Genomic DNA, 23,947 nt, shown 5'->3' with positions numbered 1-23,947 from the left:
GCACAGGGGCTGCCGTCGACGGGCGGGACGTGGGGAGCGAGTCACCGGCGCAGGCTGGCAGGGCCGTCGTGGAGTGCGGGTGACGGAATCTGCCCGTTCAGGAAACGATGGGCGCCGCCGGGCATGGGCAGGTCAGTAGCGCCAGTCGAGCTTTCGGTAGAACTTGGCCATCACCCAGGCCGGGCCGATCAGCAGGTAGGTCAGGTCGGTCAGGAAGCTGGGCTTGCGGCCCTCGAACTTGTGGCCGATGAACTGTGCGATCCAGGCCACCACGAACACGCCCACCGCCAGCCAGAACAGGTTGTGCAGGCCGATCTCGGCCTCCAGCAGGCGGCACAGGCAGCCGAACACGAAGAACTGGATGAGCATGCCGATGCCCAGCGGGCGCGACAGCTTGTTGTAGAAGCACCAGGCGCTGAACATCGCGAACGCCGACCAGATGCCGTACTGGAACCAGGTGATCAGCGGCGGCAGGCACCACAGCAGGGCCACCACCGACCACAGGATCGCCGGCACCGCCACCACGTGGATGCGCTGGTTGATCACATTGCGGTGGTCGTCGGAGTAACTGGCGAAATAGCGGTCGATCGGCCGCGCAAGCTCGGTGGATGTCTGCATGCTGCGTCGCTTCCTCGGACAACGGTAGTGCCGGCCGCTGGCCGGCAATCCAGAGCATAGCCGAGTTCGCGAGGTTGCCGGCCAGCGGCCGGCACGCCCCTTTCAGAACGCCCCCGGCCTTTCCGGCGGGGGGCGCAGGGGGATCAGTCGACGCTGATCCCGGCCAGGCGCTGCAGCGCCTCGGCGTACTTGGCGCGGGTGCGCTCGATGATTTCGGCCGGAATGGTTGGGCCCGGGGCGGTCTTGCCCCAGTCCAGCGTCTCCAGGTAATCGCGCACGAACTGCTTGTCATAGCTCGGCGGACTGGTGCCCACTTCGTACTCGTCGGCCGGCCAGTAACGCGAGGAATCCGGCGTCAGCATCTCGTCCATGATGTACAGGCGGCCATCGGCGTCGGTACCGAACTCGAACTTGGTATCAGCCAGGATGATGCCGCGCTCGCGCGCGTAATCGGCGGCGAACTTGTAGATGCGCAGGGTGGCGTCGCGCACGCGCTCGGCCAGGTCGGCGCCGACCTGCTTCACCATCGCATCGAAATCGATGTTCTCGTCATGGTCGCCCACGGCGGCCTTGGTCGAGGGGGTGAAGATCGGTTCGGGCAGCTGCTCGGCCTGGCGCAGGCCATCGGGCAGGTCGATGCCGCTGACCTTGCCGGTGCGCTGGTAGTCCTTCCACCCGCTGCCGATCAGGTAGCCGCGGGCGATCGCTTCCACCGGCACCGGCTTCAGCTTGCGGGTGACCACCGCGCGCTTGGCGTACAGGGCCGGGTCCACGCCCTCGGGCAGCACGCTGGCCACGTCGATGCCGGTCAGGTGGTTGGGCATCAGGTGCGCGGTCTTGGCGAACCAGAAGTTGGAGACCTGGCAGAGCATCTCGCCCTTGCCCGGAATCGGGTCGGGCAGCACCACATCGAACGCCGACAGGCGATCGGTGGCGACCATCAACAGGTAGTCGCCCGGCGGGGTCCCTGCGGGCAGCCGCTCGCGCGGGATATCGAACACATCACGCACCTTGCCGCGATGGCGCAAGGGCAGGCCGGGGAGATCGGATTGCAACAGCGTGGTTGGCACGGGCACTCCTGGGGCGTTGTCGATACGGCTGCCCAACGGACCCGGCGGGCCCGCTGACCAGCGGGCGGCCTAGTGTAAAGCCGTCCGGGCCCGCTGTGACGTAAAATGAGCGTCCATTTCGTCGGTCGACCCCGGAGCGCCATGCGCTGGTACGGAAAACTGCTCGGATTCATCGCCGGCGCCCTGCTGTTCCGGCCCAATCCGCTGTTTGGCGCGGTGGTCGGCCTGTTGATCGGCCATGCCTTCGACTCGGACTGGTTCCGCCTGAACAAGGAGAACCCGTACCGGGAGCTGGGGCTGACCTCCGAGGCCACCGATGCCGAGGTCGAGCGCGCCTACCGCAAGCTGATCTCGCAGTACCACCCCGACAAGCTGGGCGGCGCCGCCCCCGAGCTGCAGCAGCAGGCCGAACAGAAGTCGCGGCGGATCAACGCCGCCTACGACCGCATCAAGACCCTGCGCAAGCGCTGACCCCACCGTCCCGCCTGCGGGCGGGAAACCCCTTTCCCCGTTCCGAAGGCCCCGGCCATGTCCAACTGCCTCATCGCCCCCTCCATCCTGTCCGCCAACTTTGCCCGCCTCGGCGAGGAAGTCGACAACGTCCTCGCTGCCGGTGCGGACTGGGTCCACTTCGACGTGATGGACAACCACTACGTGCCGAACCTGACCATCGGCCCGATGGTCTGCCAGGCGCTGCGCAAGCACGGCGTGACCGCGCCGATCGACGTGCACCTGATGGTCGAGCCGGTGGACCGCATCATTCCGGATTTCGCCGAGGCTGGTGCCACCTACATCAGCTTCCACCCGGAGGCCAGCCGCCACGTGCATCGCACCATCCAGCTGATCCGCTCGCTGGGCTGCAAGCCGGGCATCGTGCTCAATCCGGCCACCCCGGTGGATATCCTCGACTGGGTGCTGGATGACCTGGACCTGGTGCTGCTGATGTCGGTCAACCCGGGCTTCGGCGGCCAGGCCTTCATCCCCTCGGCGCTGGACAAGCTGCGCGTGGTGCGCAAGATGATCGACGCCAGCGGCAAGGACATCCGTCTGGAGATCGATGGCGGCGTGAAGGCCGACAACATCGGTGAGATCGCTGCCGCCGGCGCCGATACATTCGTCGCCGGTTCGGCCATCTTCAATGCCAAGACCAGCTACCAGGACGTGATCGCGCAGATGCGCGCGAACGTCGCTGCGGCGCGGGGCTGAGCCATGAGCACGGTGGCCGTGTTGAACATCCGCCCGGCCACCGTCGCCGATGCGGGACTGATCCTGCATTTCATCCGCGAACTGGCCATCTACGAGAAGGCCGAGCATTCGGTGCAGACCGACGAGATCGGCATTGCCGAAAGCCTGTTCGGTGCCGATGCCACCGCCCGCGCGCTGATCTGCGAAGCCGACGGCGAGGCCATCGGCTACGCCGTGTATTTCTACAACTACTCCACGTGGCTGGGCCGCAAGGGCATCTACCTGGAAGATCTGTACGTCAGCCAGGAAAAGCGTGGGGCAGGCGCCGGCAAGGCGCTGCTGAAGTACATCGCACGCCAGGCCGTGGCCGAGGGCTGCGGCAGGTTCGAATGGTCGGTGCTGGACTGGAATACCCCGGCCATCGAGTTCTATACCGCCGCCGGTGCCAAGCCGCAGGACGAGTGGACCGTGTACCGGCTGCAGGGCCAGGCGCTGCACGATTTTGCCAACGGTTGAGGCGTAGGGTGGGTGCGAACCTTGGTTCGCACTCCAGCGAACTCCCCAAAAAAAAGCCACGCCAATCACTGGCGTGGCCTCGCTGCATGCGTGGGAGGCTGATCCTGCCTCCATCCATCGTCCCTGCTATGGCCTTCCATTCTCCAGCAGCTGAATGACACCTGCGTGACATTCACTGCGGACAAACGGCGCATTGCTAGCCTGTGCCACCCTGTCTCGGAAGTACCGCATGGCCACACCGCGCTGGCGCCTGATCCTCAACGGCAAATCCGCAGGCAATGACGAACTGCGCGATGCGGTCGGCCATTGGCGCGGGCAGGGCGTGCAGCTGGAAGTGCGGGTGACCTGGGAAGACGGCGACGCGGAACGCTATGTGGCCGAGGCGATCGAGCATGGCGTGGAGGTGATCGTCGCCGCAGGCGGCGATGGCACGCTCAGCGCGGTCGCGGAAACGCTGGCGCATCGCGAGGAACCGGCCGATGCGCTGCCCTCGCTGGCGCTGATCCCGATGGGGACCGCCAACGATTTCGCCACGTCGGCAGGCATTCCGACTGGACCGAAGGATGCCTTCGCGTTGATCGGGCAGACCGCGCCGCGTGCCATCGATCTGCTGCGCGTGGACGCCGATGGCACGCCGTGGTGGTGCGCCAATCTCGCCAGCGGTGGCTTCGGCACGCAGGTGACGGTGGAGACCGATGCTGGCCTGAAAAAGATGCTGGGCGGGCTGGCCTATGTGATCACCGGCATTGCCAAGCTCGGCCGCATCGAGCCGATCAACGCGCGCCTGTCCGGCCCGGATTTCGCCTGGGAAGGCGACTTCATCGCGCTCGGCATCGGCAACGGTCGCCAGGCCGGTGGCGGCCAGCAACTGTGTCCGCAGGCACTCATCGATGATGGACTGCTGGATGTGACGGTGCTTCCGGAGCTGGAAGGCGAAGTCACCGCCACCCTTGGCCAGATGCTGAAGTCCGGCACCCAGGCTGCGCTGGAACAACTGGCCACGCGTGCACGGCTGCCGTGGTTGCAGATCGAATCGCAGCGACCGCTGACGCTCAACCTGGACGGTGAACCGGTGCAGGCCCAGCTGTTCCGCATCGAGTGCGTGCCGGGCCGGGTACGCATGCACCTGCCGGCCGGTTGCCCGCTGCTGGGCGGGCAGGGGTAGAGCCATCGGTCCCCGCGGCCAGCCCGGCCGTGCCGTGGTTCAGTTTCCCAGGGTTCCCCTCCCGCCGATCCTGCGATACAGTCAAGGGGTGTCCAGCCTGACGACCCCGCATACCCTTTCTTCCGCACGCCGTTGGTGGCGATGGTGGCCCGTTGCCGTCGTCCGCCCCCATAACGCTGTGTCCCGGAAGGAAAGTCGTCTTGAACTCGCACGCTCAGTTTCAGCAGCAGGCCGCTGAAGGCCACACCCATATTCCCGTCGTCCGCGAAGTGCTGTCCGACCTGGACACGCCGCTTTCGGTCTATCTGAAGCTCGCCGACGGCCCCAATACCTACCTGTTTGAATCCGTCGAAGGCGGCGAGCGCTTTGGTCGTTACTCGATCATCGGCCTGCCGGCGCGCCGCGTGTACGCCTTCCACGGCCACACGCTGACCGTGCGCGAAGACGGCCAGGTGGTGGAAACCCGCGAGGTGGCCGACCCGTTCGCCGAGGTCGAGGCGCTGCGCAGCGCCCACTCGGTGCCGAAGCTGGATGGCCTGCCGGGCTTCACCGGTGGCCTGGTCGGTTGGTTCGGCTTCGAGTGCATCGGCTACATCGAACCGCGCCTGGCCCCGCCGGCCGGACGCGATGAGCTGGGCACGCCGGACATCCTGCTGCTGGACTCCAACGAGCTGGCGGTGTTCGACAACCTCAAGGGCCGGCTGTACCTGATCGTGCACGCCGACCCGCGCGTCGAAGGCGCGTTCGAGCAGGCCCAGGCGCGCCTGGATGCACTGACCGCGAAGCTGCGTGCACCGGGCGCCGGCTATCCGGCGCCGCTCAACAGCGACGTGCTGGATGAATCCGATTTCGTCTCCGGTTTCACCCGCGAAGGCTTCGTCGATGCGGTCCAGCGCAGCAAGGAATACATCCGCGCCGGCGACATCTTCCAGGTGGTCCTCAGCCAGCGCCTGAGCGTGCCGTTCAAGGCGCGTCCGGTGGATGTGTACCGTGCGCTGCGTGCATTGAATCCGTCGCCTTACATGTATTTCCTCGATGTCGGCGACCTGCAGGTGGTCGGCTCGTCGCCGGAAATCCTGGTGCGTCTGCAGGATGGCGAAGTCACGGTGCGCCCGATCGCCGGCACCCGCCCACGCGGCGCCACCGTCGAGCAGGACCTGGCGCTGGAAGCCGAGCTGCTGGCAGACCCGAAGGAACGCGCCGAGCACCTGATGCTGATCGACCTTGGCCGCAACGACGCCGGCCGCGTGTCCAGGGCCGGCACCGTGGAAGTGGGCGAGCAGTTCGTGATCGAGCGCTACAGCCACGTCATGCACATCGTCAGCGAAGTGACCGGGCAGCTGCAGCCGGGCCTGAGCTATGCCGACGTGCTGCGTGCCACGTTCCCGGCCGGCACGGTCAGCGGTGCGCCGAAGATCCGCGCGCTGGAAGTGATCCGCGAGCTGGAACCGATCAAGCGCAATGTCTACGCCGGCAGCATCGGTTACATCGGCTGGCATGGCGATGCCGATACCGCGATCGCGATCCGCACCGCGGTGATCAAGGACGGCCGCCTGTACGTGCAGGCCGGCGCCGGCATCGTCTACGACTCGGACCCGGACAAGGAATGGGACGAGACGATGAACAAGGGCCGCGCGCTGTTCCGCGCCGTCGCCCAGGCCGCCAAGGGCCTGTAAGCCTGCCTCGCCACGGCCGCTGCGCCGTGGTCGTTCCGCTGTTCCCGTTCAAGACAAGGAGTACCGCATGAAGCTGCTGAGCGCATTGCTGTGGTCGTCACTGCTGGCCACGATGGCCCCGTCTGCGTGGGCGCAGGCAAATACCATTCCTTCGCAGCCGCACCTGCTGGTGAAGGGCGAGGCGCGCCGCGTGGTGATGCCGGACCGGTTCGGCCTGCAGTTGAACATCGAAGAGACCGACATGGATGCCGACGCTGCGCGCCGCCGCGTGCAGGACAACGTTGCCCGCGTACTGGCACTGTTCAAGCAGCACAAGGCGGTGGAAGGCAGCGTGCGCGCGGACAACCTGCGGATTGGTCCTGCGACGCGCTATGAGCAGAACCGGCAGGTCTTCATCGGCACCCGCGTGTCACGCCAACTGCGCGCCAGCTTCGCCAGCGTCCAGCAGATGCAGGACGTGCTGGGGGCGCTGAAGGCCAATGAGAACGTGCAGGTCAGCAGCGTGGCTCCGACGTACTCGGGTGAAGTGGCACTGCGCCGCGAGCTCAAGGGCGAGGCGGCAGCCCAGACCCGCGACTCCGCGCAGGGCCTGGCCAAGGCCTACGGCACCCAGCTGCGCGGTCTGTACAGCATTTCCGACGTGGCGCCGAACTTCGCCTATGGCATCCAGGCGGGCAGTTGGCCCAGCAGTGGGGACCTGGTGACGCCGCCCTCGCCGCCCGCGCCCGAGGCACCGATGAACAGCATCGAGACCACGGGCTCCCGCCTGCGCGAGTCGGTGGAAGCCGGCCCCATCACCTACACCGAAAACGTATACGCCATTTTCCTGATAAGCGACGGGACCTGACCATGTTGTGGATGATCGACAACTACGACAGCTTCACCTACAACCTCGTGCAGTACCTGCAGACGCTGGGCGCCGAGGTCAAGGTGGTGCGCAACGATGCGATGAGCGTGGACGAGATAGCCGCGCAGAAGCCCGAGCGCATCGTCATCTCGCCCGGCCCGTGCACGCCCAACGAAGCGGGCGTGTCGCTGGAGCTGATCGAGCGCCTGGGCCCGACCACGCCGATCCTCGGCGTGTGCCTGGGCCACCAGGGCATCGGCCAGGTCTACGGCGGCACCGTGATCCGTGCTGGCAACATCATGCACGGCAAGACCTCGCCCATCCGGCATGAAGGCAAGGGCGTGTTCGCCGGCCTGCCGGACCGTTACCAGGCCACCCGCTACCACTCGCTGGTGGTGGACAAGCACAGCCTGCCCGATGTGCTGGAAGTGACCGCCTGGACCGAGAACGAGGACGGCTCGATCGAAGAGATCATGGGCCTGCGCCATCGCCAGTTCCCGGTGGAAGGCGTGCAGTTCCATCCCGAATCCATCCTCACCGAACACGGCCACGCCCTGCTGCGCAATTTCCTGCAGCGTCCGGCGGCCTGATCCAAGGAGCATTCCCATGAGCTTCTCCCCCCAGGAAGCCCTGCAGCGCACCATCGAACACCGCGAAATCTTCTTCGACGAAATGGTCGACCTGATGCGGCAGATCATGCGTGGCGATGTGTCGCCGATGATGACCGCCGCCATCCTCACCGGCCTGCGTGTGAAGAAGGAAACCATCGACGAGATCGCCGCTGCGGCCACGGTCATGCGTGAATTCGCGCTGGCCGTGCCGGTGGCCGATACCACCCACCTGGTCGACATCGTCGGCACCGGGGGCGATGGCTCGCACACCTTCAACATCTCCACCTGTGCGATGTTCGTCGCCGCTGCGGCCGGTGCGCGCGTGGCCAAGCACGGCAACCGCAGCGTGTCGTCCAAGTCCGGCAGCGCCGATGCGGTGGAAGCGCTGGGCGCGGCCATCGAACTGCAGCCGGCCCAGGTGGCCGCCGCGATCGAACAAACCGGTATCGGCTTCATGTTCGCGCCCATCCACCATCCGTCGATGAAGGTGGTCGCGCCGGTCCGCCGCGAGATGGGCGTACGCACCATCTTCAACATCCTTGGCCCGCTGACCAACCCGGCCAGCGCGCCGTCGGTGCTGATGGGCGTGTTCCACCCCGATTTAGTGGGTATCCAGGCACGCGTGCTGCGCGAGCTGGGCACCGAGCGCGCCATGGTGGTCTGGGGCCGCGACAACATGGACGAGATCTCGCTGGGCGCCGGCACCCTGGTCGGCGAACTGCGCGACGGCAAGGTGCGTGAGTACGAGATCCACCCGGAAGACTTCGGCATCGCCATGTCGGCCAGCCGCAACCTGCGCGTGGACGGACCGGAGCAGTCCATCCAGATGCTGCGTGCCGTGCTGGACAACGAGCCCGGCCCGGCGCTGGACATCGTGGCGCTGAATGCCGGCGCCGCGCTGTACGTGGCCGGGGTGGCCAGCGACATCGGCGACGGCCTGGCCCGTGCCCGTGCCGCCATCGCCAACGGCAGTGCCCGCCAGCGCCTGCAGCAGTATGTTGAGACCACCCGCGCGCTGGTTGCCTGAGCGCGCGGTTCAGCCTGATCCCCTTGATGGCCGATAATGGCCGTCCTCACCGCCCCCGCACCGAACCGAAGACGATGAGCGACATCCTGCAGACGATCCTGGCCCGCAAGGCCGAAGAAGTGGCCCAGCGCCGCGCCCAGCGCCCGCTCGAGGAGCTGCAGGCCGCCCTGGCCAGTGCCCCGCCGGTACGTGGCTTCGTGCGCGCGCTGCAGGCGGCGGTGGCCAACGGCGACCCGGCGGTGATTGCCGAGGTGAAGAAGGCCAGCCCCTCCAAGGGTGTGATCCGCCCGGATTTCCGCCCCGCCGACATCGCCGTCAGCTATGAGTTCGGCGGCGCCAGCTGCCTGTCGGTGCTGACCGACGTGGACTTCTTCCAGGGCGCCGACGCCTACCTGCAGCAGGCCCGCGAGGCCTGCACGCTGCCGGTGCTGCGCAAGGACTTCGTGATCGACGCCTACCAGGTGTACGAGGCGCGCGTGCTGGGCGCCGACTGCATCCTGCTGATCGTCGCTGCACTGGACGACACCCAGCTGGCCACGCTGTCCGAACTGGCGCTGTCGCTGGGCATGGACGTGCTGGTGGAGGTGCATGACATCGACGAACTGGAGCGTGCGCTGCAGGTGCCGGCGCCGATGATCGGCATCAACAACCGCAACCTGCGCACCTTCGAGGTGTCGCTGCAGACCACGCTGGACATGCAGAAGGCGGTGCCGCGTGATCGCCTGCTGGTCACCGAGAGCGGCATCCTCGGCCCGCAGGACGTGGCGCTGATGCGCGATGCCGGCATCCATGCGTTCCTGGTCGGCGAGGCCTTCATGCGCGTGGAAGAGCCGGGCGAGGGCCTGCGTCAGCTATTCTTCGCGGCATGACAACGCACTATCCGACGCCGCGCGACGATGCGCCGCTGGTGGTCTTCGATTTCGACCACACCCTCTACGACGGCGATTCGGGCACCCATCTGTTCGCCTCGCTGATCAAGCGCAACCCGTTGCGCATGCTGGCCGCGCTGCTGGTCACGCCGATCGCCGGTCCGATGGTGGCGCTGCTGCCGACCCGTCGTGCCGGTATTTCGGTCTATGTGTGGATCGGCAGCTTCGGCCTGCACCGTGCGCGTGATTTCAACAAGGTCATCGACGCCTATGTGCTGCGCAACGAGGCACAGATGCGCGCCAAGCTGCTGCCGCAGGCGCTGGAGGTGTTCGCCGCGCACCGGGCCAAGGGGGACCGCGTGGTGGTGGCCACCGGCGCGCCGCCGGAGCTGGCACGGGCGATCCTGGCCTTCGTGGCCCACCAGGACGTACCGGTGATCGGCACCGAGGTTGGTCCGCGGCTGGGCGGCGTCGGCCCGACCCGCCACTGCCACAACGAAGAGAAGATGCGCATGCTGCGCGAGCGCGGCTACGGCGACATCGACATCGCCTACTCCGACAGCACCGCCGACCTGCCGCTGCTGCTGGCAGCCAAGGCGCCAGTGGTGGTGAACCCGAAGCGCTCCAAGGTGGATTTCTTCCGCAGCGTGCTGCCGCCCGGCACCCGCATCCTCAACTGGGGCTGCGTGGACCGCGGTGGCGACAAGGCCTGATCCCGCCGCACGGTGATGGATCTGCCGGCCAGCGGCCGGCACTACCCCTTCTCCGTCCCGGTAGTGCCGGCCGCTGGCCGGCAAACGCTCAGCGGTACAGGTGCCCGTACACCGCATGGCCGATCTGGAACAGGCTGATCCCCAGTACCAGCACGCCAACGGCCACCAGCACCCAGCGCTCCTTCACCCGCTTGACCAGAATTGCCGCCACCGGCGCGGCCATCATGCCGCCGATCAGCAGGCCGGCGACGATCTGCAGGTGCTGCACGCCCATCGACAGCAGGAACGTGGCCGAGATGGTCAGGGTGACGATGAACTCGGCCGCGTTGACCGTACCGATGGTGGTGCGTGCCTGGCCGCCGCGGGCGAGCAGAGTGGAGGTGGCCACCGGCCCCCAGCCGCCGCCGCCGCTGGCGTCCAGCAGGCCGGCAAAGAAGCCCAGCACCGGTACCCGGCGGATTTCGCCCTTGGGCATCCAGCGCCCCGCAGCGCGGGCCAGGATGATGATCGCCAGTACCAGCAGGTACAGGTAGATCAGTGGCCGGATGATGTCGCCGGGGATCTGGGTGAGCACGTAGGCGCCCACGGCGCCGCCCACCGCACCGGGCAGGGCCAGGCGCAGGAACAGGCGTTTATCGACATTTCCGGCGGCAAGGTGCGACACGCCCGACGCGCCCGTGGTGAACACTTCAGCGGTGTGGATGCTGGCGCTGACCTGCGCCGGGGGCAGCCCCATGCTCAACATCACCGACGAGGACACCAGGCCGAAGGCCATGCCCAAAGCGCCGTCCACCAGCTGTGCGCCCAGGCCGATGAGGATGAACCACCAGAATTCGCTGCTCAGTTCCATGCAACGAGCCTAGCGCGCGAAGGAGTGCGGACCAAGGTCCGCACCCACCGGGTGCTCAACGGTCAACGGGTGCCGTACAGCACCACGGTCTTGCCACGTGCATGCAGCAGGCCGTCGGTCTGCAGCTTCTTCAGCACGCGGCCAGCCATTTCGCGCGAGCAGCCGACCAGGCGGGCCAGTTCCTGGCGCGACACGCGCAGCTGGCTGCCCTGCGGATGGCTCATCGCTTCCGGTTCCTGTGCCAGATCGTGCAGTGTGCGCACGATTCGATCGGTAACGTCCAGGAATGCCAGGCGACTGGCCTTGCGGCTGGTATCGAGCAGGCGCTTGGAGATCTGCTGGCCCAGCGCATACAGCAGGCGCGGGGCGTCGGCCGACAGCGGGCCGAGGAACAGCTGGTGCAGGCGCTCGTAGCTGATTTCAGCCAGTTCGCAGGCTGTACGTGTCCGCAGGATCACCTCGCGGCGGTCCGATTCGACGAACAGGCCCATTTCGCCAACGAACTCGCCGGCACCGAAGTAGCCCAGCACAAGCTCGCGATCGTCATCTTCCTCGGCCATGATCGAAACCGAGCCGCTGACAACGTAATACAGGGTTCCCGCCGGGTCACCGGGTCGGAAGACGTCGGTACGGGTGGGATATCGCCGCCGGTGGCTGTGCGCCAGGAAACGATCGATGGTGGCGATATCCAAGGCCAGTGGACTGCTAGCTAGGCGCACGGTTGACACGATAGGGGCGCTCCCTCTGCGCATGAACGGATTCACGGGGTCGATAGCGGAGCTTAACCAGCGCAATTGTTAAGGGCAAACAGTGTGCCAGAACTCTTGCGTCTTCACGTTCCCCCCGGGGGCAGTTTGCCCCATAATTCCCCCTTTCCCTTCTTACACAGGAATCGACCGCCGTGGTCAAGCCGTTGCCTCGCCTGAGGCTGCAGGGTTTCAACAACCTCACCAAGGCGCTGAGCTTCAACATCTATGACGTGTGTTACGCGCGCACCGAAGAGGAGCGTCAGCGTTACATTGAATACATCGATGAAGAGTACAACGCCGACAGGCTGACTCAAATCTTGACCGATGTCGCCGAGATCATCGGCGCCAACATCCTGAACGTGGCCCGCCAGGACTACGACCCGCAGGGTGCCTCGGTGACCATCCTGATCTCCGAAGAGCCGGTGATCGACAAGAAGCTGGCCGGCAAGGAGCTGATCTCCGACGCCGTGGTCGCGCACATGGACAAGAGCCACATCACTGTCCACACCTACCCGGAAACCCATCCGCAGGAAGGTATCGCGACGTTCCGCGCGGATATCGACGTGGCCACCTGTGGCGTCATTTCCCCGCTGAAGGCCCTGAACTACCTGATCGAGAGCCTTGAGTCGGACATCGTGATCATGGACTACCGCGTCCGTGGCTTCACCCGCGATGTGAAGGGCAAGAAGCACTTCATCGACCACAAGATCAACTCGATCCAGAACTTCCTGGCCAAGAACATCAAGTCGCGTTACGAGATGTTCGACGTCAACGTCTACCAGGAAAACATCTTCCACACGAAGATGCACCTGAAGGACTTCGACCTGGACCAGTACCTGTTCGAGGAAAAGGCCAAGAACCTGTCGTTCAAGGAACGCATGAAGATCGAAGCGCTGCTCAAGCGCGAGATCGAAGAGCTGTTCCACGGCCGGAACCTGTCCGAGTAAGACCCATGTGCGATGCCCGCAGGCATCGCCACCCAGGCGGGACGACCCGCCCCGTGGAACCAGTGCCTGGCACGCGTTACAGTTCCACGGTGATGTACCGACCCACGGCCCGGTGTGAAAACACCGGGCCGTTTCGTTTTTCTCAAAAAAGGTAAGGAGCCCCCACCCATGCCCTGGATCTACCTGCTGCTGGCCGGCCTGTTCGAGATCGGTTTCGCCCTCGGAATGAAGTACTCCGAAGGTTTCAGCAAACCCCTGCCCACCGCTGCTACGGTGGTATCCGCGCTGATCAGCCTGTACCTGATGAGCCAGGCGATGAAGAGCATCCCGGTCGGTACGGCCTACGCGATCTGGACCGGTATCGGCGCCATGGGCGTTGCGGTGCTGGGCATCTACCTGTTCAACGACAGCGCGTCACCGGCCCGCCTGGCCTGCGTGGGCCTGATCGTGGCCGGCGTGATCGGCCTGAAGCTGGTCTCGCCGAACTAAGGTGGCCCGGCCAACGGTCGGGCCCCACCGTCTGATTCGGTAGTGCCGGCCGCTGGCCGGCAACCTCCTGATCTTCAGCAGTACCTGCGTGGTTGCCGGCCAGCGGCCGGCACTACCTGGCGGTCACAGCCGGTAGGCGATGGTCTTCATGACCTTGGAAGCCAGCGCCATCGCCCCCGGGATCGGGAACGGCAGGCGGCGTGCGCCGGCCTGCTCGGCGTGGTCCGCATGGCGGGCTTCGTCTTCCTTCATCACCGCGATGACCGCGCGGCTGCGCAGGTCGCCGGGCGGCAGGTCGACCAGGTGCTCGTCCAGGTGGGCTTCCACCTGACGCTCGGTTTCCACCACGAAGCCCAGGTTCCAGCCGTCGCCGCGCAGCCCGGCCAGGGTGCCGATGGTGTAGCTGCCGGCGTACCACAGCGGGTTGAACAGGCTCGGACGGCTGTCCAGCTCACCCAGCCGGGTGGCACACCAGGCCAGATGGTCGGTTTCTTCCTGCGCCGCTTCCAGCAGGTGTTCGCGCGTGGCGGGGTCGCGGGCCACGGCGGCCTGGCCGAAATACAGGCCCTGCGCGCAGACCTCGCCGACGTGGTTGATCCGCATCAGGCCTGCGGCATGGCGCCGCTCGGCGCTGTCCATGCCCGGTTCGTCGGTGCCCGTGGCGGGGTAGGGGCGGGCCGCCGGCGGATTGCCGAACACTGTGTCCAGGGCGCGCTGCGCCTCGGTCAGCAGGTGGTCCAGCGGAGTGGTCTGGCGGAGCACGGTCATGGCAGTACGCGGTGGGGCGGAAGACCCCCGATTCTCGCCCGGCCCCGCGCCCCTGCCAACCCGGCGCAGGGCGCGGGTTGCGCATCCCGGGCAAGGTGAGTACAATCCCGCCTCTTACGCTTCACCTTTTCACAACGCGTGGCAGAGTTCCGGCGAGCCTTTCGCCGCAATGAGCCCGACCTAACCTAGAGTTCTTCATGAGCACTTTCACTGCCAAGAACGAGACCGTCCAGCGCGACTGGTACCTCGTCGACGCCGAGGGCAAGACCCTGGGCCGTCTCGCCACCGAGCTGGCCCGCCGTCTGCGCGGCAAGCACAAGCCGGTCTACACCCCGCACGTTGATACCGGCGACTACCTGGTCGTCATCAATGCAGAAAAGATTGCCGTCACCGGCAAGAAGCTGCAGGACAAGATGTATCACCGTTTCACCGGCTACATCGGCAACCTGAAGACCGAGTCCCTGGCCCAGGCGCTGGAGCGCCACCCGGAGCGCGTGATCGAGATCGCCGTGAAGGGCATGCTGCCGAAGGGCCCGCTGGGTCGCCAGATGTACCGCAAGCTCAAGGTCTACGCCGGCACTGAGCATCCGCACGCCGCACAGCAGCCGCAGGTTCTGGATATCTAATCATGGCTATCACTCAAAACTACGGCACTGGCCGCCGCAAGTCCTCCACCGCTCGCGTGTTCCTGCGCAAGGGTTCGGGCAACATCACCGTCAATGGCCGTCCGCTGGACGAGTTCTTCGGTCGTGAGACCGCGCGCATGATCGTGCGCCAGCCGCTCGAGCTGACCAAGAACACCGAAAGCTTCGACATCCTGGTCACCGCCGCTGGCGGCGGCACCACCGGCCAGGCCGGTGCGATCCGTCTGGGCATCGCCCGTGCTCTGGTCGAGTACGACGAAACCCTGAAGTCCGAGCTGCGCAAGGCTGGCTTCATGACCCGTGACGCCCGTGAAGTCGAGCGTAAGAAGGTCGGTCTGCACAAGGCCCGCCGCGCCACCCAGTTCTCCAAGCGCTGATTTACCGCGCCTGGTTGGGCTCCTTCGGGAGCCCGCTGGTTGGAAAAGCAAAAGCCCGGCTTCGGCCGGGCTTTTGTCGTTTCGGGGTCGTGCATGTCCTGGTTGCCGGCCAGCGGCCGGCACTCCCCGTCTTTCTGCATGTCCGACCCCGGGGTTCTCTCTGGAGAGGAGCCCCCTTGATGTTCAAGGGCGCGCGCCGACAGGCGCGGGGATAAGGTGGAATGCGTGACCAAATTAAAAGCAAAAGGCCAGATCTTTCGATCTGGCCTTTTGCTTTTAAATTTGGCTGCCCCGGATGGATTCGAACCACCGAATGCCTGAGTCAGAGTCAGGTGCCTTACCGCTTGGCGACGGGGCAAAACGTGCAACGATTTTCTCACTTTTCACACTGAAAGACAACTTGATTTTCAGTGTGGTGGCTATGGGTGGACTCGAACCACCGACCCCAGCATTATGAGTGCTGTGCTCTAACCGGCTGAGCTACATAGCCTTGGTGAGCCCGCTATTCTGCGGATGTGTATCGCCCCTGTCAACACTTTTGTGTCGTGCTTGTGGGCCGACAGAGGGCATGGGATAGTCCCGGCCAGTAGATTTTCTTAGGAGTCCGCATCGTGATCGATCCGGACGGCTATCGACCGAACGTCGGCATCGTGCTGATGCGGCAGGACGGCCAGGTGTTCTGGGCACGACGTGTGCGCCGGGATGGCTGGCAGTTCCCGCAGGGTGGCATGAACACCGACGAGACGCCTGTCGAGGCCATGTATCGTGAACTGCAGGAAGAGACTGGCCTGCTGCCTGAGCATGTGGAAGTGCTCGGGGCGACGCCCGGCTGGCTGCGCTACAAGCTGCCGGCGCGGGCCATCCGCCGCAACGAGCGGCAGGTCTGCATCGGCCAGAAGCAGGTCTGGTTCCTGCTGCGCCTGACCGGCGACGAATCCCACGTGAAGCTGGACCACACCGACTCGCCCGAGTTCGACCACTGGCGCTGGGTGGACTTCTGGTACCCGGTGGAGCACGTGGTGATGTTCAAGCGTGGCGTCTATGCGCGTGCGTTGCGACATCTGGCGCCGCTGGCGCGCGGGGTGGCCGGGCAGGGGGTTACCGCCATGCCCAAGAGCGCCGCCGAGGCCTGGATGCCGGGCCATACCGCCGGGCACGAGCGCCCGCGCAAGCGCCCGCGGACCCGCGGCTACTGGCCGAAGAAGGCCACCGGCGATGGCCCGGCCAGCTGACGGGCTGAACGGTATCGAGAATGGTTCAGGTCTCTGATTGACAACCATTCTCGTTTCCATTGGAATAGCCAACAGGCCGCCTCTGGCCTGTCAGCCCGGTCCACGCCTGTGTACGTCTGCATCTGCAACGGAGTCACCGACCACCAGATCCGCGAAGCCGCCAGCAATGGCGTCAGCACGGTGGCCGAACTGACCATGCGTACCGGCTGTGGTGCCACCTGCGGTTCCTGCCTGGACATGGCAGGCGACCTGCTGGCCAAGGCGCGTGCCACCCACGATCTGCCGCTGCCGGTATTGGGCCTGGCCCAGGTCGCCTGATCGTCTCTTCGCGGCGTATTGACGCCGCGCTTTCGCATCCTTCACATGTGGCCGCACAGGCCAATGCGCACGATTCGCGTTCCTTCACGACCGCACGCAAGGCGTTAAAGTGCCTGCGTTTTCAGCGTGCAGGAGCATCCCCATGAAGGGCGACACCAAGGTCATCGAATTCCTCAACAAGGTCCTCTACAACGAGCTGACCGCGATCAACCAGTACTTCCTGCACGCCAAGATGCTGAAGAACTGGGGCATCAAGGAACTGGCCGAACACGAGTACAAGGAATCGATCGACGAGATGAAGCATGCCGACATGCTCGCCGACCGTATTCTGTTCCTCGAAGGCCTGCCGAACTTCCAGGCGCTGGGCAAGCTGCGCATCGGTGAGAACCCGACCGAGATCCTGCAGTGCGACCTGTCGCTGGAACGCGATGGCGTGGTTACCCTGCGCGAGGCCGTGGCCTATTCCGATTCGGTCGGCGACTACGTCAGCCGCCAGCTGTTCGTGAAGATCCTCGATTCGGAAGAAGAGCACATCGACTGGCTGGAAACCCAGCTGGACCTGATCGAGCGCATCGGCGAACCGAAGTACCTGCTGAGCAAGCTGGAAGAGTGAGTCAGCCGCCCTGGCCGGCGCGATGCTGTGCCAGGTAGCCCGTCAGTGCCACGCGCGCACGGGCGAATTCCGCAACCAGCAGCGCCACCGCCACTGCGGGGCGCTGCAGGCTGCCGCTGCGGGCTTCATGCTCGATGCGCTGCGCGACTGCCGACAGCGACAGTGCGCCCACGTTCGCGCTGGATGACTTGAGGCTGTGCGCGAGGGCCTGCAGGCGGGGCTCGTCGCCGGCCTGCGCGGCCTGCTGCAGCTGCTGCACCATCGCCGGCGCATCCTCCAGGAACACCGAGATGATCTGGAGGGCGGTGTCGCCGATCACCGCGTGCAGCTCGTCCAGCACGTCGCGGTCCAGCACCGGTTGCGTCACCGCTTGGCTTTTCGTGCCTTGTAGAGCCGAGCCATGCTCGGCTGCCGGTGCTCGATCGGGTGCGAGGGCTTCGCCATCGAGCAAGCTCGACGCTCCGACATCGCGTGATCGTTGCCCCCAGCGCTGCAGCAGCGCATGCAGGGTGGTACGTGCAATCGGCTTGGACAGATAGTCGTCCATGCCGGCCTGCAGGCAGCGCTCACGGTCACCGGCCATGGCATTGGCGGTCATTGCGATGATCGGAAGGCGCGGACGCCCGTTCTCCACTTCCTCGGCGCGCCAGCGGTGGGTGGCGGCATAACCGTCCAGCACCGGCATCTGGCAGTCCATCAGCACCACATCTACATCGCCTTCGCGCAGGGCAAGCAACGCCTGCTCGCCATCGGCGGCGTTGCGCACCTCGCACTGGAACACGCGCAGCAGCTGCTCGGCCACCATGCGGTTGACCGTGTTGTCCTCCACCAGCAGCACGCGCAGGTGCAACGGCGGCAGCGGGGGCGCGGGCTGCCCCTGTCCTGCATTGACCAGCAGCGCGGCGGGGCGCGCATGCGCGACCGGTGCCGCCAGCAGTGCATGCAGCGCCGCGTCGTCGAAATGCGAGGGCAGCTGCCGCTGGCGCGGGCGTGCCGGAAGGGCATCGTCCTGCAGCCACAGCACCTGCAGCGCGTCGTCCTCGCCACGTTCGGCCAACGCCTGTTGCAGCGTTGCTTCACCGATGCGGCGCGCACGTGCATCGACCAGCAGCCAGGCCGGTGCCGGTTGCCCCGGCCTCGGCACTGCGCGCAGGCGCTCGACCACGGCATCGAACTGCGCCATGGCGTGCACCAGCAGCCCATGATGGGCCGCGATGCGCTCGATGCGTGCCTGCAGGATGGCATCGCCACTGAACAGCAGCAGCGAGTCTGGCGTGCGCGCCATGGCAGGCAGGTCGCCGGGCACCTTCAACAACGGGATCTCGAACCAGAACGTGGCGCCCTGGCCGGGCGTGGACTGCACGCCGATGCGCCCGTGCATCAGGTCGATGATGCGCTTGCAGATCGCCAGGCCCAGGCCGGTGCCACCGTAGATGCGGGTCGTTGAGGCATCGGCCTGGCTGAAGGACTGGAACAGGCGCGCCTGCAGCGCCTCGTCGATGCCGATGCCGGTGTCGATGACCTCAAAGCGCAGCTGGTGCTGTGCTGCACCTTCGCCCAGGCGCTGCACGCGCAGCTGCACCTGGCCGCGTGCGGTGAACTTGATCGCGTTGGCCAGCAGGTTGCTCAACACCTGGCGCAGTCGTACCGGGTCGCCACGCACCGGCAGGCGCACCGACGGGTCCAGCAGCAGCCCCAGCGACAGGCCCTTGGCGTCGGCGGCGCGCTGCATCAGCTGCACCACGCCATCAAGCAGGTCGCGCAGGTTGAAACTGGTGATCTCCAGTTCCAGTGCCTGCGCTTCCAGCCGCGAGTAGTCGAGAATGTCATCGACGATGCGCAGCAACTGCTGCGAGCTGGCCGAGGCGGTGGCCAGCATCTGCCGCTGGTCCTCGCCCAGCGGGCCGCGCGCGATCAGCTCCAGCATCGGCAGGATGCCGTTGAGCGGCGTACGGATCTCGTGGCTCATCGTGGCCAGGAACTCGCCCTTGGCCAGCACCGCCGCCTCGGCGGCCTGCTTGGCCTGCAGCAGCTGCTGCTCCAGCTGCCCCTGGCGTTCGGTGGTGCGGCGCAGCTGGTCACGTTCGCTGGCCAACGCGCTGCGCTCACGCTGCAGGAGGGCCAGTGCATGGCTGCGCGCGCGCAGCCGCAGGCCCAACAGCAGCGCCGTGATGGAGGCCGCGGCAAGGGCAACCAGCAGCGCGACCCACATCGGCACGTCAGAGCACCGCGTTGTGGAAGTCGAAGTTCAGATCGCTGCCGGCAGACTGCACCATGTTGCCCTGGATGTAGTCGACACCGCCCACCCACATCGCGGCGGCGGCCTGCGGATCTTCGATCTGCTGGCCGATGATCTGCTGCCCGGCGGCGTGCGCCCGTTCGATTGCCCGGCGCAGCTCTTCGCGCGTGGCCGGATTGGCGTGGCTGCTGGAGAAGCGCGCGGCCATGCGCACGAACGACAACGGCAGCTGGGTCAGCAGTGCATCGGCTTCGCCACCGGGTTCGAACTGGCTCAGGCAGAAACGCACGCCGGCCCCTGCCATGCGTTCGCAGAACTGCTGCAGCGGCACGGCGTGGATCAGCGCGTCCGGCAGGCGCACGTCGATCACCAGTGCGCTGCCGGGCAGGCCGCGTTGCTGCAGTGATTCCAGCAGCCAGTCGGCGAAGGCATCGCGCTGCAGCGTGCGCAGTGACTGCGAGACGAACAGGTTCAGCGGCTGCGTCGCGTGCCGGTACAGGTCGAGAAGGCCCAGTGCATGGTCCATCACCTGCTGGTCGAGATCGGCGATGCGCCCGGCAGCCTCTGCGGCCGGAATCACCTGGCCTGCCGCCAGCAGCGTACCGTCGGCCTGGCGAAGGCGCAGCAGCAGCTGGTACTGCGCGGTATTGCCGCCGGCGACGGCGACGATCGGCTGGTAGGCCAGTTCAAGCTGGCCTTCCAGCAGTGCCAGGTGTTCCTGCTCGCTGATCACGTCGCGGTGCACGTGGCCAGCCACGCCGGCGCTGAGCAGGCGTGCCTGCAGGGTGGTGCGCTCGACCGCTTCGAGCGCGCTGCTGGCATCGTCGAAGCCCGGCGACAGCGGTGCATAGCCGACCACGCCGCGCAGGTGCACGGATTCGTCGTCGCGGATCACGAAGGCCCGCGCCGACAACTGCTCGCGCAGTGCAGCGGCAATGCCTTCCAGGCTGTCCTCGCTGACATTGCGCGCAAGCAGCAGGAAGCTGTTGTCGTTCAGGCGCGCCAGCAGGTGCGGGTGGCCGGCTTCTGCCAAGCGTTGCCCGGCCTGCACCATCAGGCGCTCGAAGGCCGCATAGCCATAGCGCTCGCGCAGGCCCAGTGCACTGGATATCTCGACGAACAGCACGCCGCCCTGGTCGCGGTGGGCAAGCGCGGCGTTGAGCTGCTGCAGTACGTGATGCCGCGTCGGCAGCCCGGTTTCCGGGTTGCTGGTGGCCGGGGTGCCGGATACGCCGGGGAGGGTTGCGGCCTGCGCCCGCGCGCGTCGGATGCGGTTGGCCACGGCGGCGATCAGGTGGCGCGGGCGGATCGGCTTGCTCAGGTAGTCGTCGGCGCCACTGTCGAGTACCTCGAACTGGCGTTCCGGGTCCGGGTCGCCGCTGAGGAACACGATGGGCAGCAGCTGCAGGCCGGGCTGCTGGCGGATCAGCGCGGTCAGGCGCATGCCGTCCAGGCCGGGCAGGTGCAGGTCCATCAGGATCAGGTCGGGGCGATGTTCCTTGATCGCCTGCAGTGCGTCATCGGCATCGCTGTGCACGATCGCCTGCATGCCGGCGCCGTGCAGCACGCTCTGTGCGAACAGCGCCTGGGCGCGATCATCCTCGACGATCAGCACGCGGTAGGGCGAATCGGAGGGCGGCGGCGCCTGATCGTTGTTGCCAGCCTCGGCCAGCATGGCCGGGCCCGGTAACGGCGGCGGTGCGCTGCCGATCGATGCGGGCGCATCGGAGGCGGCCAGCGGCGGAACCGCTGCCGGTGCTGCGGCGACGGCGCCCGCCGGTTCAGCGGTCCAGCGTTGCCAATGATCGGCCGGAGGGGTTTCAGCGCGTCCCGGGCGGGCGCCCGCGGGGGATTCGTTTGCGGCCATCGGTGCTCCTGGTGTTCGCGTCCATTATGCGACAAGCCCGGCGATCAACCGGTACCGGTCTGGCGTGGACTGTCGGGCGCTGCGGTGCGTGCCAGCCAGCGCACGCCCTTCCAGAGGGCGCGCCAGACCAGCCACACCAGCAGTGCGCCGGCCAGGCTGCAGGCCAGCACCACGATCAGCGCGATCCACGGGTGTGCCAGAGCCAGGGCCAGGCCGCCGATCACCACGGTGTCCTCGGCGGCGGAGGCGACCCAGTTGCTGGCCGGCTCCGGCGACGTGTTGAGCAGGGCACGGGTGCCGGCTTTCAAGCCATGGCTGGCCAGCGCAACACCTGCACCGGCAGCGAGTGCTCCGGTGCCCAGCTGCCCGTCCGGCGACAGTGTGGCCGCGGCGAGGAAGGCACCCGCAGGCACGCGTGCCAGGGTCTGCACCAGATCCCACGCCGAGTCGACGCCGGGAATCTTGTCGGCGAAGAATTCGGTCACCGCCAGCGCCGCCGAGGTGCCCAGTACCCACCACGACTCAGTGGCCTGCAGGGCCGGTGGCAGGTCGACCCAGCCGAGCAGGCCGGCCAGGCCGACGCCGAACACCGTGAGGTAGACGCGGATGCCGGCCAGCCAGGCCAGCAGGATGCCGATCACGAACAGGTGGGCTTCGGTCATGGCGATGCTCCGGCGACGGAACTGTGCAGGGGGCCACACTATCGACGATGGCGTGCCTGAACGCCACAGACCGCGGTCGGTCACTGCGCAGGAAACCCACCCGTCCTGTCATACACTAGCCCGTCGTTTGCCACAGGGGCCGTACCGGTGTCGCCCTCGCGATGCCCCGGAAACCACCCATGACCAACCGTCCTCCCATGCGTGTGCAGGTCCGCCTGCCCGGTGCGCCGCAACCGCCGGCCGACCGTCGCCGCCTGCTGGTGATCGGCGGCATCTGGCTGCTCAGCCTGGTGCTGGCCGTGCTGGGTGGCTGCTGGATGGCCACGCCGCGCGATGCACAGGGCCAGCGCCTGCAGGCCGCCGAGAAGCGCGCCGAGACGCTGCAGGTGCAGCTGACCGAACTGCGCCAGAAGCAGGCCACGCTGGAAGCCTCCGACCGCATCAGCCGCGCCGCCAACACCGAGGTGCAGTCCTCGCTGGCCGAGCGCGATGAGGAAATCGCCGGCCTGCGTGCCGACGTTGCCTTCTATGAGCGCCTGGTGGGTTCGACCAGCCAGCGCAAGGGCCTGAACACCCATTCGATCGAGTTCAGCCCGGAAGCGGCCGGCACCTGGCAGTACACCGCCGTGCTGACCCAGAACCTCAACCGCGGCGCCATCAGCCAGGGGCAGATGCGTTTCACCGTGGAAGGCGTGAAGAACGGCAAGCTGGCCACGATCAGCTGGGATGATCTGCACCAGCGCAGCAAGGTACCGGGACAGGATTACTCGTTCCGGTACTTCCAGCAGATCACCGGCAGCGTGATGCTGCCGGCTGACTTCACCCCGCAACGCGTGCGGGTGACATTGGGGAGTGGTACGGGGGGTACCACCCAGGTATTCGACTGGAAACAGGCCGGTGCGCCGGCCAGCAAAGGGGAGTAGGCAGATGTTCGGAAGCAGCAAATCCAACCGTGAAGGCCAGCTGGTGGTGGATGCCCTGATCGGCAACCAGGTGGTGATCCGCGGCGATGTGGAATTCAGTGGTGGCCTGTATGTGGAAGGCCGCATCCACGGCAAGGTGATCGCCGCCGAAGGCGCCAGCGGCGCGACCCTGACGGTCGCCGAGCATGGCGTGATCGAGGGCGAGATCCGCGCCCAGGTGGTGGTCATCAGCGGTCGCCTCGATGGCGACGTGCATGCCACCGAAAAGGTCGAGCTGACCCCGAGCGCGCGGGTCAACGGTAACGTCCATTACCAGGTGGTGGAGATGAATGCGGGTGCCCAGCTGAACGGCCGCCTGATCCATGCCAGCGCGCCGATGGCGGCCCTGCCGGCCCCGGAAGGCGACGACGCCAATGGTGGCAAGGGTGATACTGCTGCACGCCGCAAGCTGGCCGAGGCGATGGCTTGAAAGCCGTCGTCGGCGCCCCCATGCTGACGGCATGAGCACGCTAGTCTCCCTGCCCGGCGCCACCCCGGCCGCCGCGCCCGATTACCAGTCGCTGGAGCGCCCGCTGAACTTCACCGAGTCGGCGGCCGCCAAGGTCAAATCCCTGATCCAGGAAGAGGGCAACCCCGACCTGGCCCTGCGTGTGTACATCGAAGGTGGTGGCTGTTCGGGCTTCCAGTACGGGTTCGAGTTCGACGAGAACCGTGCCGAGGACGACCTGGCGGTACAGACCAGCGGGGTGACCCTGCTGGTCGACCCGCTGAGCCTGCAGTACCTGATGGGCGCCGAGGTGGACTACACCGAGAGCCTGACCGGTGCGCAGTTCGTGATCCGCAACCCGAACGCCAAGACCACCTGCGGCTGCGGCAGCAGCTTCAGCATGTAGGCGGGGCGCGGGGCCTGCGTCCCGCGCGACAAGGTGTGTGGAGCAAGCTCCACACCCACTGACGGCTTCGGCAAAGCCC

The 23,947-nt window shown here is 66.6% G+C and carries 28 protein-coding genes and 2 tRNA genes; 20 read left to right on the top strand and 10 right to left on the bottom strand.

Going from position 1 to position 23,947, the window contains the following annotated elements; all coding sequences use genetic code 11:
• Positions 1 to 132: 132 nt before the first annotated feature.
• Both ACZK4H_RS20230 and ACZK4H_RS20225 read right to left on the bottom strand, forming a co-directional pair.
• Positions 133 to 618, bottom strand: coding sequence for an Mpo1 family 2-hydroxy fatty acid dioxygenase (locus tag ACZK4H_RS20230; RefSeq protein WP_005411329.1), 486 nt, complete (start codon positions 616 to 618; stop codon positions 133 to 135).
• 143 nt (positions 619 to 761) lie between these two features.
• The gene (locus ACZK4H_RS20225; protein WP_029379835.1) at positions 762 to 1,688 is read right to left on the bottom strand and encodes a phosphoribosylaminoimidazolesuccinocarboxamide synthase; all 927 of its coding nucleotides are present in this window, start codon (positions 1,686 to 1,688) and stop codon (positions 762 to 764) included.
• Positions 1,689 to 1,829: 141 nt separating this feature from the next.
• Between ACZK4H_RS20225 and ACZK4H_RS20220 the strand changes: the two genes are divergently transcribed.
• From ACZK4H_RS20220 to ACZK4H_RS20175, 10 genes are all read left to right on the top strand, one after another.
• On the top strand, positions 1,830 to 2,159 hold the full coding sequence (locus ACZK4H_RS20220) for a J domain-containing protein (RefSeq protein WP_005411327.1): 330 nt from the start codon (positions 1,830 to 1,832) through the stop codon (positions 2,157 to 2,159).
• Positions 2,160 to 2,216: 57 nt separating this feature from the next.
• On the top strand, positions 2,217 to 2,894 hold the full coding sequence (rpe, locus tag ACZK4H_RS20215) for a ribulose-phosphate 3-epimerase (protein WP_010482664.1): 678 nt from the start codon (positions 2,217 to 2,219) through the stop codon (positions 2,892 to 2,894).
• Between the two features lie 12 nt (positions 2,895 to 2,906).
• Positions 2,907 to 3,389 (top strand): GNAT family N-acetyltransferase, encoded by a 483-nt coding sequence (locus ACZK4H_RS20210; RefSeq protein WP_065178874.1) that lies wholly within the window; start codon positions 2,907 to 2,909, stop codon positions 3,387 to 3,389.
• Between the two features lie 229 nt (positions 3,390 to 3,618).
• Positions 3,619 to 4,554 carry a lipid kinase YegS gene (gene yegS, locus ACZK4H_RS20205; protein ID WP_099554073.1) on the top strand — a complete coding sequence of 312 codons (936 nt, stop codon included), beginning with the start codon at positions 3,619 to 3,621 and terminating at the stop codon, positions 4,552 to 4,554.
• Between the two features lie 200 nt (positions 4,555 to 4,754).
• A complete protein-coding gene (trpE, locus tag ACZK4H_RS20200; RefSeq protein ID WP_099554075.1) occupies positions 4,755 to 6,230 on the top strand; it encodes an anthranilate synthase component I in 1,476 nt (491 codons plus the stop codon).
• Positions 6,231 to 6,297: 67 nt separating this feature from the next.
• Positions 6,298 to 7,077, top strand: coding sequence for an SIMPL domain-containing protein (locus ACZK4H_RS20195; protein WP_099554077.1), 780 nt, complete (start codon positions 6,298 to 6,300; stop codon positions 7,075 to 7,077).
• Positions 7,078 to 7,079: 2 nt separating this feature from the next.
• Positions 7,080 to 7,667, top strand: a complete 588-nt coding sequence (locus tag ACZK4H_RS20190; protein ID WP_010482655.1) for an anthranilate synthase component II — start codon at positions 7,080 to 7,082, stop codon at positions 7,665 to 7,667.
• A gap of 16 nt (positions 7,668 to 7,683) precedes the next feature.
• Positions 7,684 to 8,715, top strand: a complete 1,032-nt coding sequence (gene trpD, locus ACZK4H_RS20185; RefSeq protein WP_099554079.1) for an anthranilate phosphoribosyltransferase — start codon at positions 7,684 to 7,686, stop codon at positions 8,713 to 8,715.
• Between the two features lie 74 nt (positions 8,716 to 8,789).
• Positions 8,790 to 9,584 (top strand): indole-3-glycerol phosphate synthase TrpC, encoded by a 795-nt coding sequence (gene trpC, locus ACZK4H_RS20180; RefSeq protein WP_049426871.1) that lies wholly within the window; start codon positions 8,790 to 8,792, stop codon positions 9,582 to 9,584.
• The gene (locus ACZK4H_RS20175; RefSeq protein WP_099554082.1) at positions 9,581 to 10,297 is read left to right on the top strand and encodes a haloacid dehalogenase-like hydrolase; all 717 of its coding nucleotides are present in this window, start codon (positions 9,581 to 9,583) and stop codon (positions 10,295 to 10,297) included. The genes trpC and ACZK4H_RS20175 overlap by 4 nt, the downstream gene beginning before the upstream one ends.
• Positions 10,298 to 10,385: 88 nt before the next feature.
• Here the strand turns inward: ACZK4H_RS20175 and ACZK4H_RS20170 are convergent, their stop codons facing one another.
• Positions 10,386 to 11,147 carry a sulfite exporter TauE/SafE family protein gene (locus ACZK4H_RS20170; protein ID WP_054172646.1) on the bottom strand — a complete coding sequence of 254 codons (762 nt, stop codon included), beginning with the start codon at positions 11,145 to 11,147 and terminating at the stop codon, positions 10,386 to 10,388.
• A 62-nt stretch (positions 11,148 to 11,209) separates the two neighbouring features.
• Entirely contained in the window at positions 11,210 to 11,899 is a 690-nt protein-coding gene (gene crp, locus ACZK4H_RS20165) for a cAMP-activated global transcriptional regulator CRP (protein ID WP_012481435.1), read from the bottom strand.
• Positions 11,900 to 12,048: 149 nt separating this feature from the next.
• On the opposite strand from crp, the gene speD reads away from it, so the two are divergent.
• Both speD and ACZK4H_RS20155 read left to right on the top strand, forming a co-directional pair.
• Positions 12,049 to 12,843, top strand: a complete 795-nt coding sequence (gene speD, locus ACZK4H_RS20160; RefSeq protein ID WP_005411315.1) for an adenosylmethionine decarboxylase — start codon at positions 12,049 to 12,051, stop codon at positions 12,841 to 12,843.
• Between the two features lie 168 nt (positions 12,844 to 13,011).
• Complete coding sequence (locus ACZK4H_RS20155; protein ID WP_005411314.1) at positions 13,012 to 13,332, top strand: DMT family transporter; 321 nt, start codon at positions 13,012 to 13,014, stop codon at positions 13,330 to 13,332.
• Between the two features lie 123 nt (positions 13,333 to 13,455).
• Here ACZK4H_RS20155 and coq7 read toward each other — a convergent pair whose 3' ends face one another.
• Entirely contained in the window at positions 13,456 to 14,100 is a 645-nt protein-coding gene (gene coq7 / locus ACZK4H_RS20150; protein ID WP_099554085.1) for a 2-polyprenyl-3-methyl-6-methoxy-1,4-benzoquinone monooxygenase, read from the bottom strand.
• A gap of 197 nt (positions 14,101 to 14,297) precedes the next feature.
• Between coq7 and rplM the strand changes: the two genes are divergently transcribed.
• On the top strand, positions 14,298 to 14,726 hold the full coding sequence (gene rplM, locus ACZK4H_RS20145; protein ID WP_005414692.1) for a 50S ribosomal protein L13: 429 nt from the start codon (positions 14,298 to 14,300) through the stop codon (positions 14,724 to 14,726).
• Positions 14,727 to 14,728: 2 nt separating this feature from the next.
• A complete protein-coding gene (gene rpsI / locus ACZK4H_RS20140) occupies positions 14,729 to 15,121 on the top strand; it encodes a 30S ribosomal protein S9 (RefSeq protein ID WP_005411311.1) in 393 nt (130 codons plus the stop codon).
• A 283-nt stretch (positions 15,122 to 15,404) separates the two neighbouring features.
• On the opposite strand, the gene ACZK4H_RS20135 is transcribed toward rpsI, so the two are convergent.
• Together ACZK4H_RS20135 and ACZK4H_RS20130 are read right to left on the bottom strand one after the other, a co-directional pair.
• A tRNA-Gln gene (locus tag ACZK4H_RS20135) sits at positions 15,405 to 15,479 on the bottom strand.
• 55 nt (positions 15,480 to 15,534) lie between these two features.
• A tRNA-Met gene (locus ACZK4H_RS20130) sits at positions 15,535 to 15,611 on the bottom strand.
• 121 nt (positions 15,612 to 15,732) lie between these two features.
• Between ACZK4H_RS20130 and ACZK4H_RS20125 the strand changes: the two genes are divergently transcribed.
• The 3 genes from ACZK4H_RS20125 to bfr all read left to right on the top strand — a co-directional run bounded on the left by ACZK4H_RS20125 (position 15,733) and on the right by bfr (position 17,284).
• Positions 15,733 to 16,353 carry an RNA pyrophosphohydrolase gene (locus tag ACZK4H_RS20125; protein ID WP_099554087.1) on the top strand — a complete coding sequence of 207 codons (621 nt, stop codon included), beginning with the start codon at positions 15,733 to 15,735 and terminating at the stop codon, positions 16,351 to 16,353.
• Between the two features lie 108 nt (positions 16,354 to 16,461).
• Positions 16,462 to 16,671 carry a (2Fe-2S)-binding protein gene (locus tag ACZK4H_RS20120; RefSeq protein ID WP_019336609.1) on the top strand — a complete coding sequence of 70 codons (210 nt, stop codon included), beginning with the start codon at positions 16,462 to 16,464 and terminating at the stop codon, positions 16,669 to 16,671.
• Between the two features lie 142 nt (positions 16,672 to 16,813).
• Positions 16,814 to 17,284: a bacterioferritin gene (bfr, locus tag ACZK4H_RS20115; RefSeq protein ID WP_005419804.1), complete on the top strand. Its 471-nt coding sequence runs from the start codon at positions 16,814 to 16,816 to the stop codon at positions 17,282 to 17,284.
• A gap of 1 nt (position 17,285) precedes the next feature.
• On the opposite strand, the gene ACZK4H_RS20110 is transcribed toward bfr, so the two are convergent.
• The 3 genes from ACZK4H_RS20110 to ACZK4H_RS20100 are packed head-to-tail and all read right to left on the bottom strand — an operon-like array spanning position 17,286 to position 22,052.
• The gene (locus ACZK4H_RS20110; RefSeq protein ID WP_099554089.1) at positions 17,286 to 19,502 is read right to left on the bottom strand and encodes an ATP-binding protein; all 2,217 of its coding nucleotides are present in this window, start codon (positions 19,500 to 19,502) and stop codon (positions 17,286 to 17,288) included.
• Between the two features lies 1 nt (position 19,503).
• Positions 19,504 to 21,390, bottom strand: coding sequence for an EAL domain-containing protein (locus ACZK4H_RS20105; RefSeq protein WP_099554091.1), 1,887 nt, complete (start codon positions 21,388 to 21,390; stop codon positions 19,504 to 19,506).
• 44 nt (positions 21,391 to 21,434) lie between these two features.
• Positions 21,435 to 22,052, bottom strand: a complete 618-nt coding sequence (locus ACZK4H_RS20100; RefSeq protein ID WP_099554092.1) for a DUF4126 domain-containing protein — start codon at positions 22,050 to 22,052, stop codon at positions 21,435 to 21,437.
• A 179-nt stretch (positions 22,053 to 22,231) separates the two neighbouring features.
• On the opposite strand from ACZK4H_RS20100, the gene ACZK4H_RS20095 reads away from it, so the two are divergent.
• The 3 genes from ACZK4H_RS20095 to erpA are packed head-to-tail and all read left to right on the top strand — an operon-like array spanning position 22,232 to position 23,868.
• Positions 22,232 to 22,975 (top strand): DUF6776 family protein, encoded by a 744-nt coding sequence (locus ACZK4H_RS20095; protein WP_099554094.1) that lies wholly within the window; start codon positions 22,232 to 22,234, stop codon positions 22,973 to 22,975.
• 4 nt (positions 22,976 to 22,979) lie between these two features.
• The gene (locus ACZK4H_RS20090) at positions 22,980 to 23,444 is read left to right on the top strand and encodes a bactofilin family protein (RefSeq protein WP_099554096.1); all 465 of its coding nucleotides are present in this window, start codon (positions 22,980 to 22,982) and stop codon (positions 23,442 to 23,444) included.
• 31 nt (positions 23,445 to 23,475) lie between these two features.
• On the top strand, positions 23,476 to 23,868 hold the full coding sequence (gene erpA / locus ACZK4H_RS20085; protein ID WP_005411302.1) for an iron-sulfur cluster insertion protein ErpA: 393 nt from the start codon (positions 23,476 to 23,478) through the stop codon (positions 23,866 to 23,868).
• The last annotated feature ends 79 nt before the right edge of the window (positions 23,869 to 23,947 follow it).

This window comes from Stenotrophomonas sp. 78350_Sma (assembly GCF_056482105.1).
Note: the sequence above shows the minus strand (reverse complement) of the source record. Positions and strands in the feature narration are given on the sequence as shown.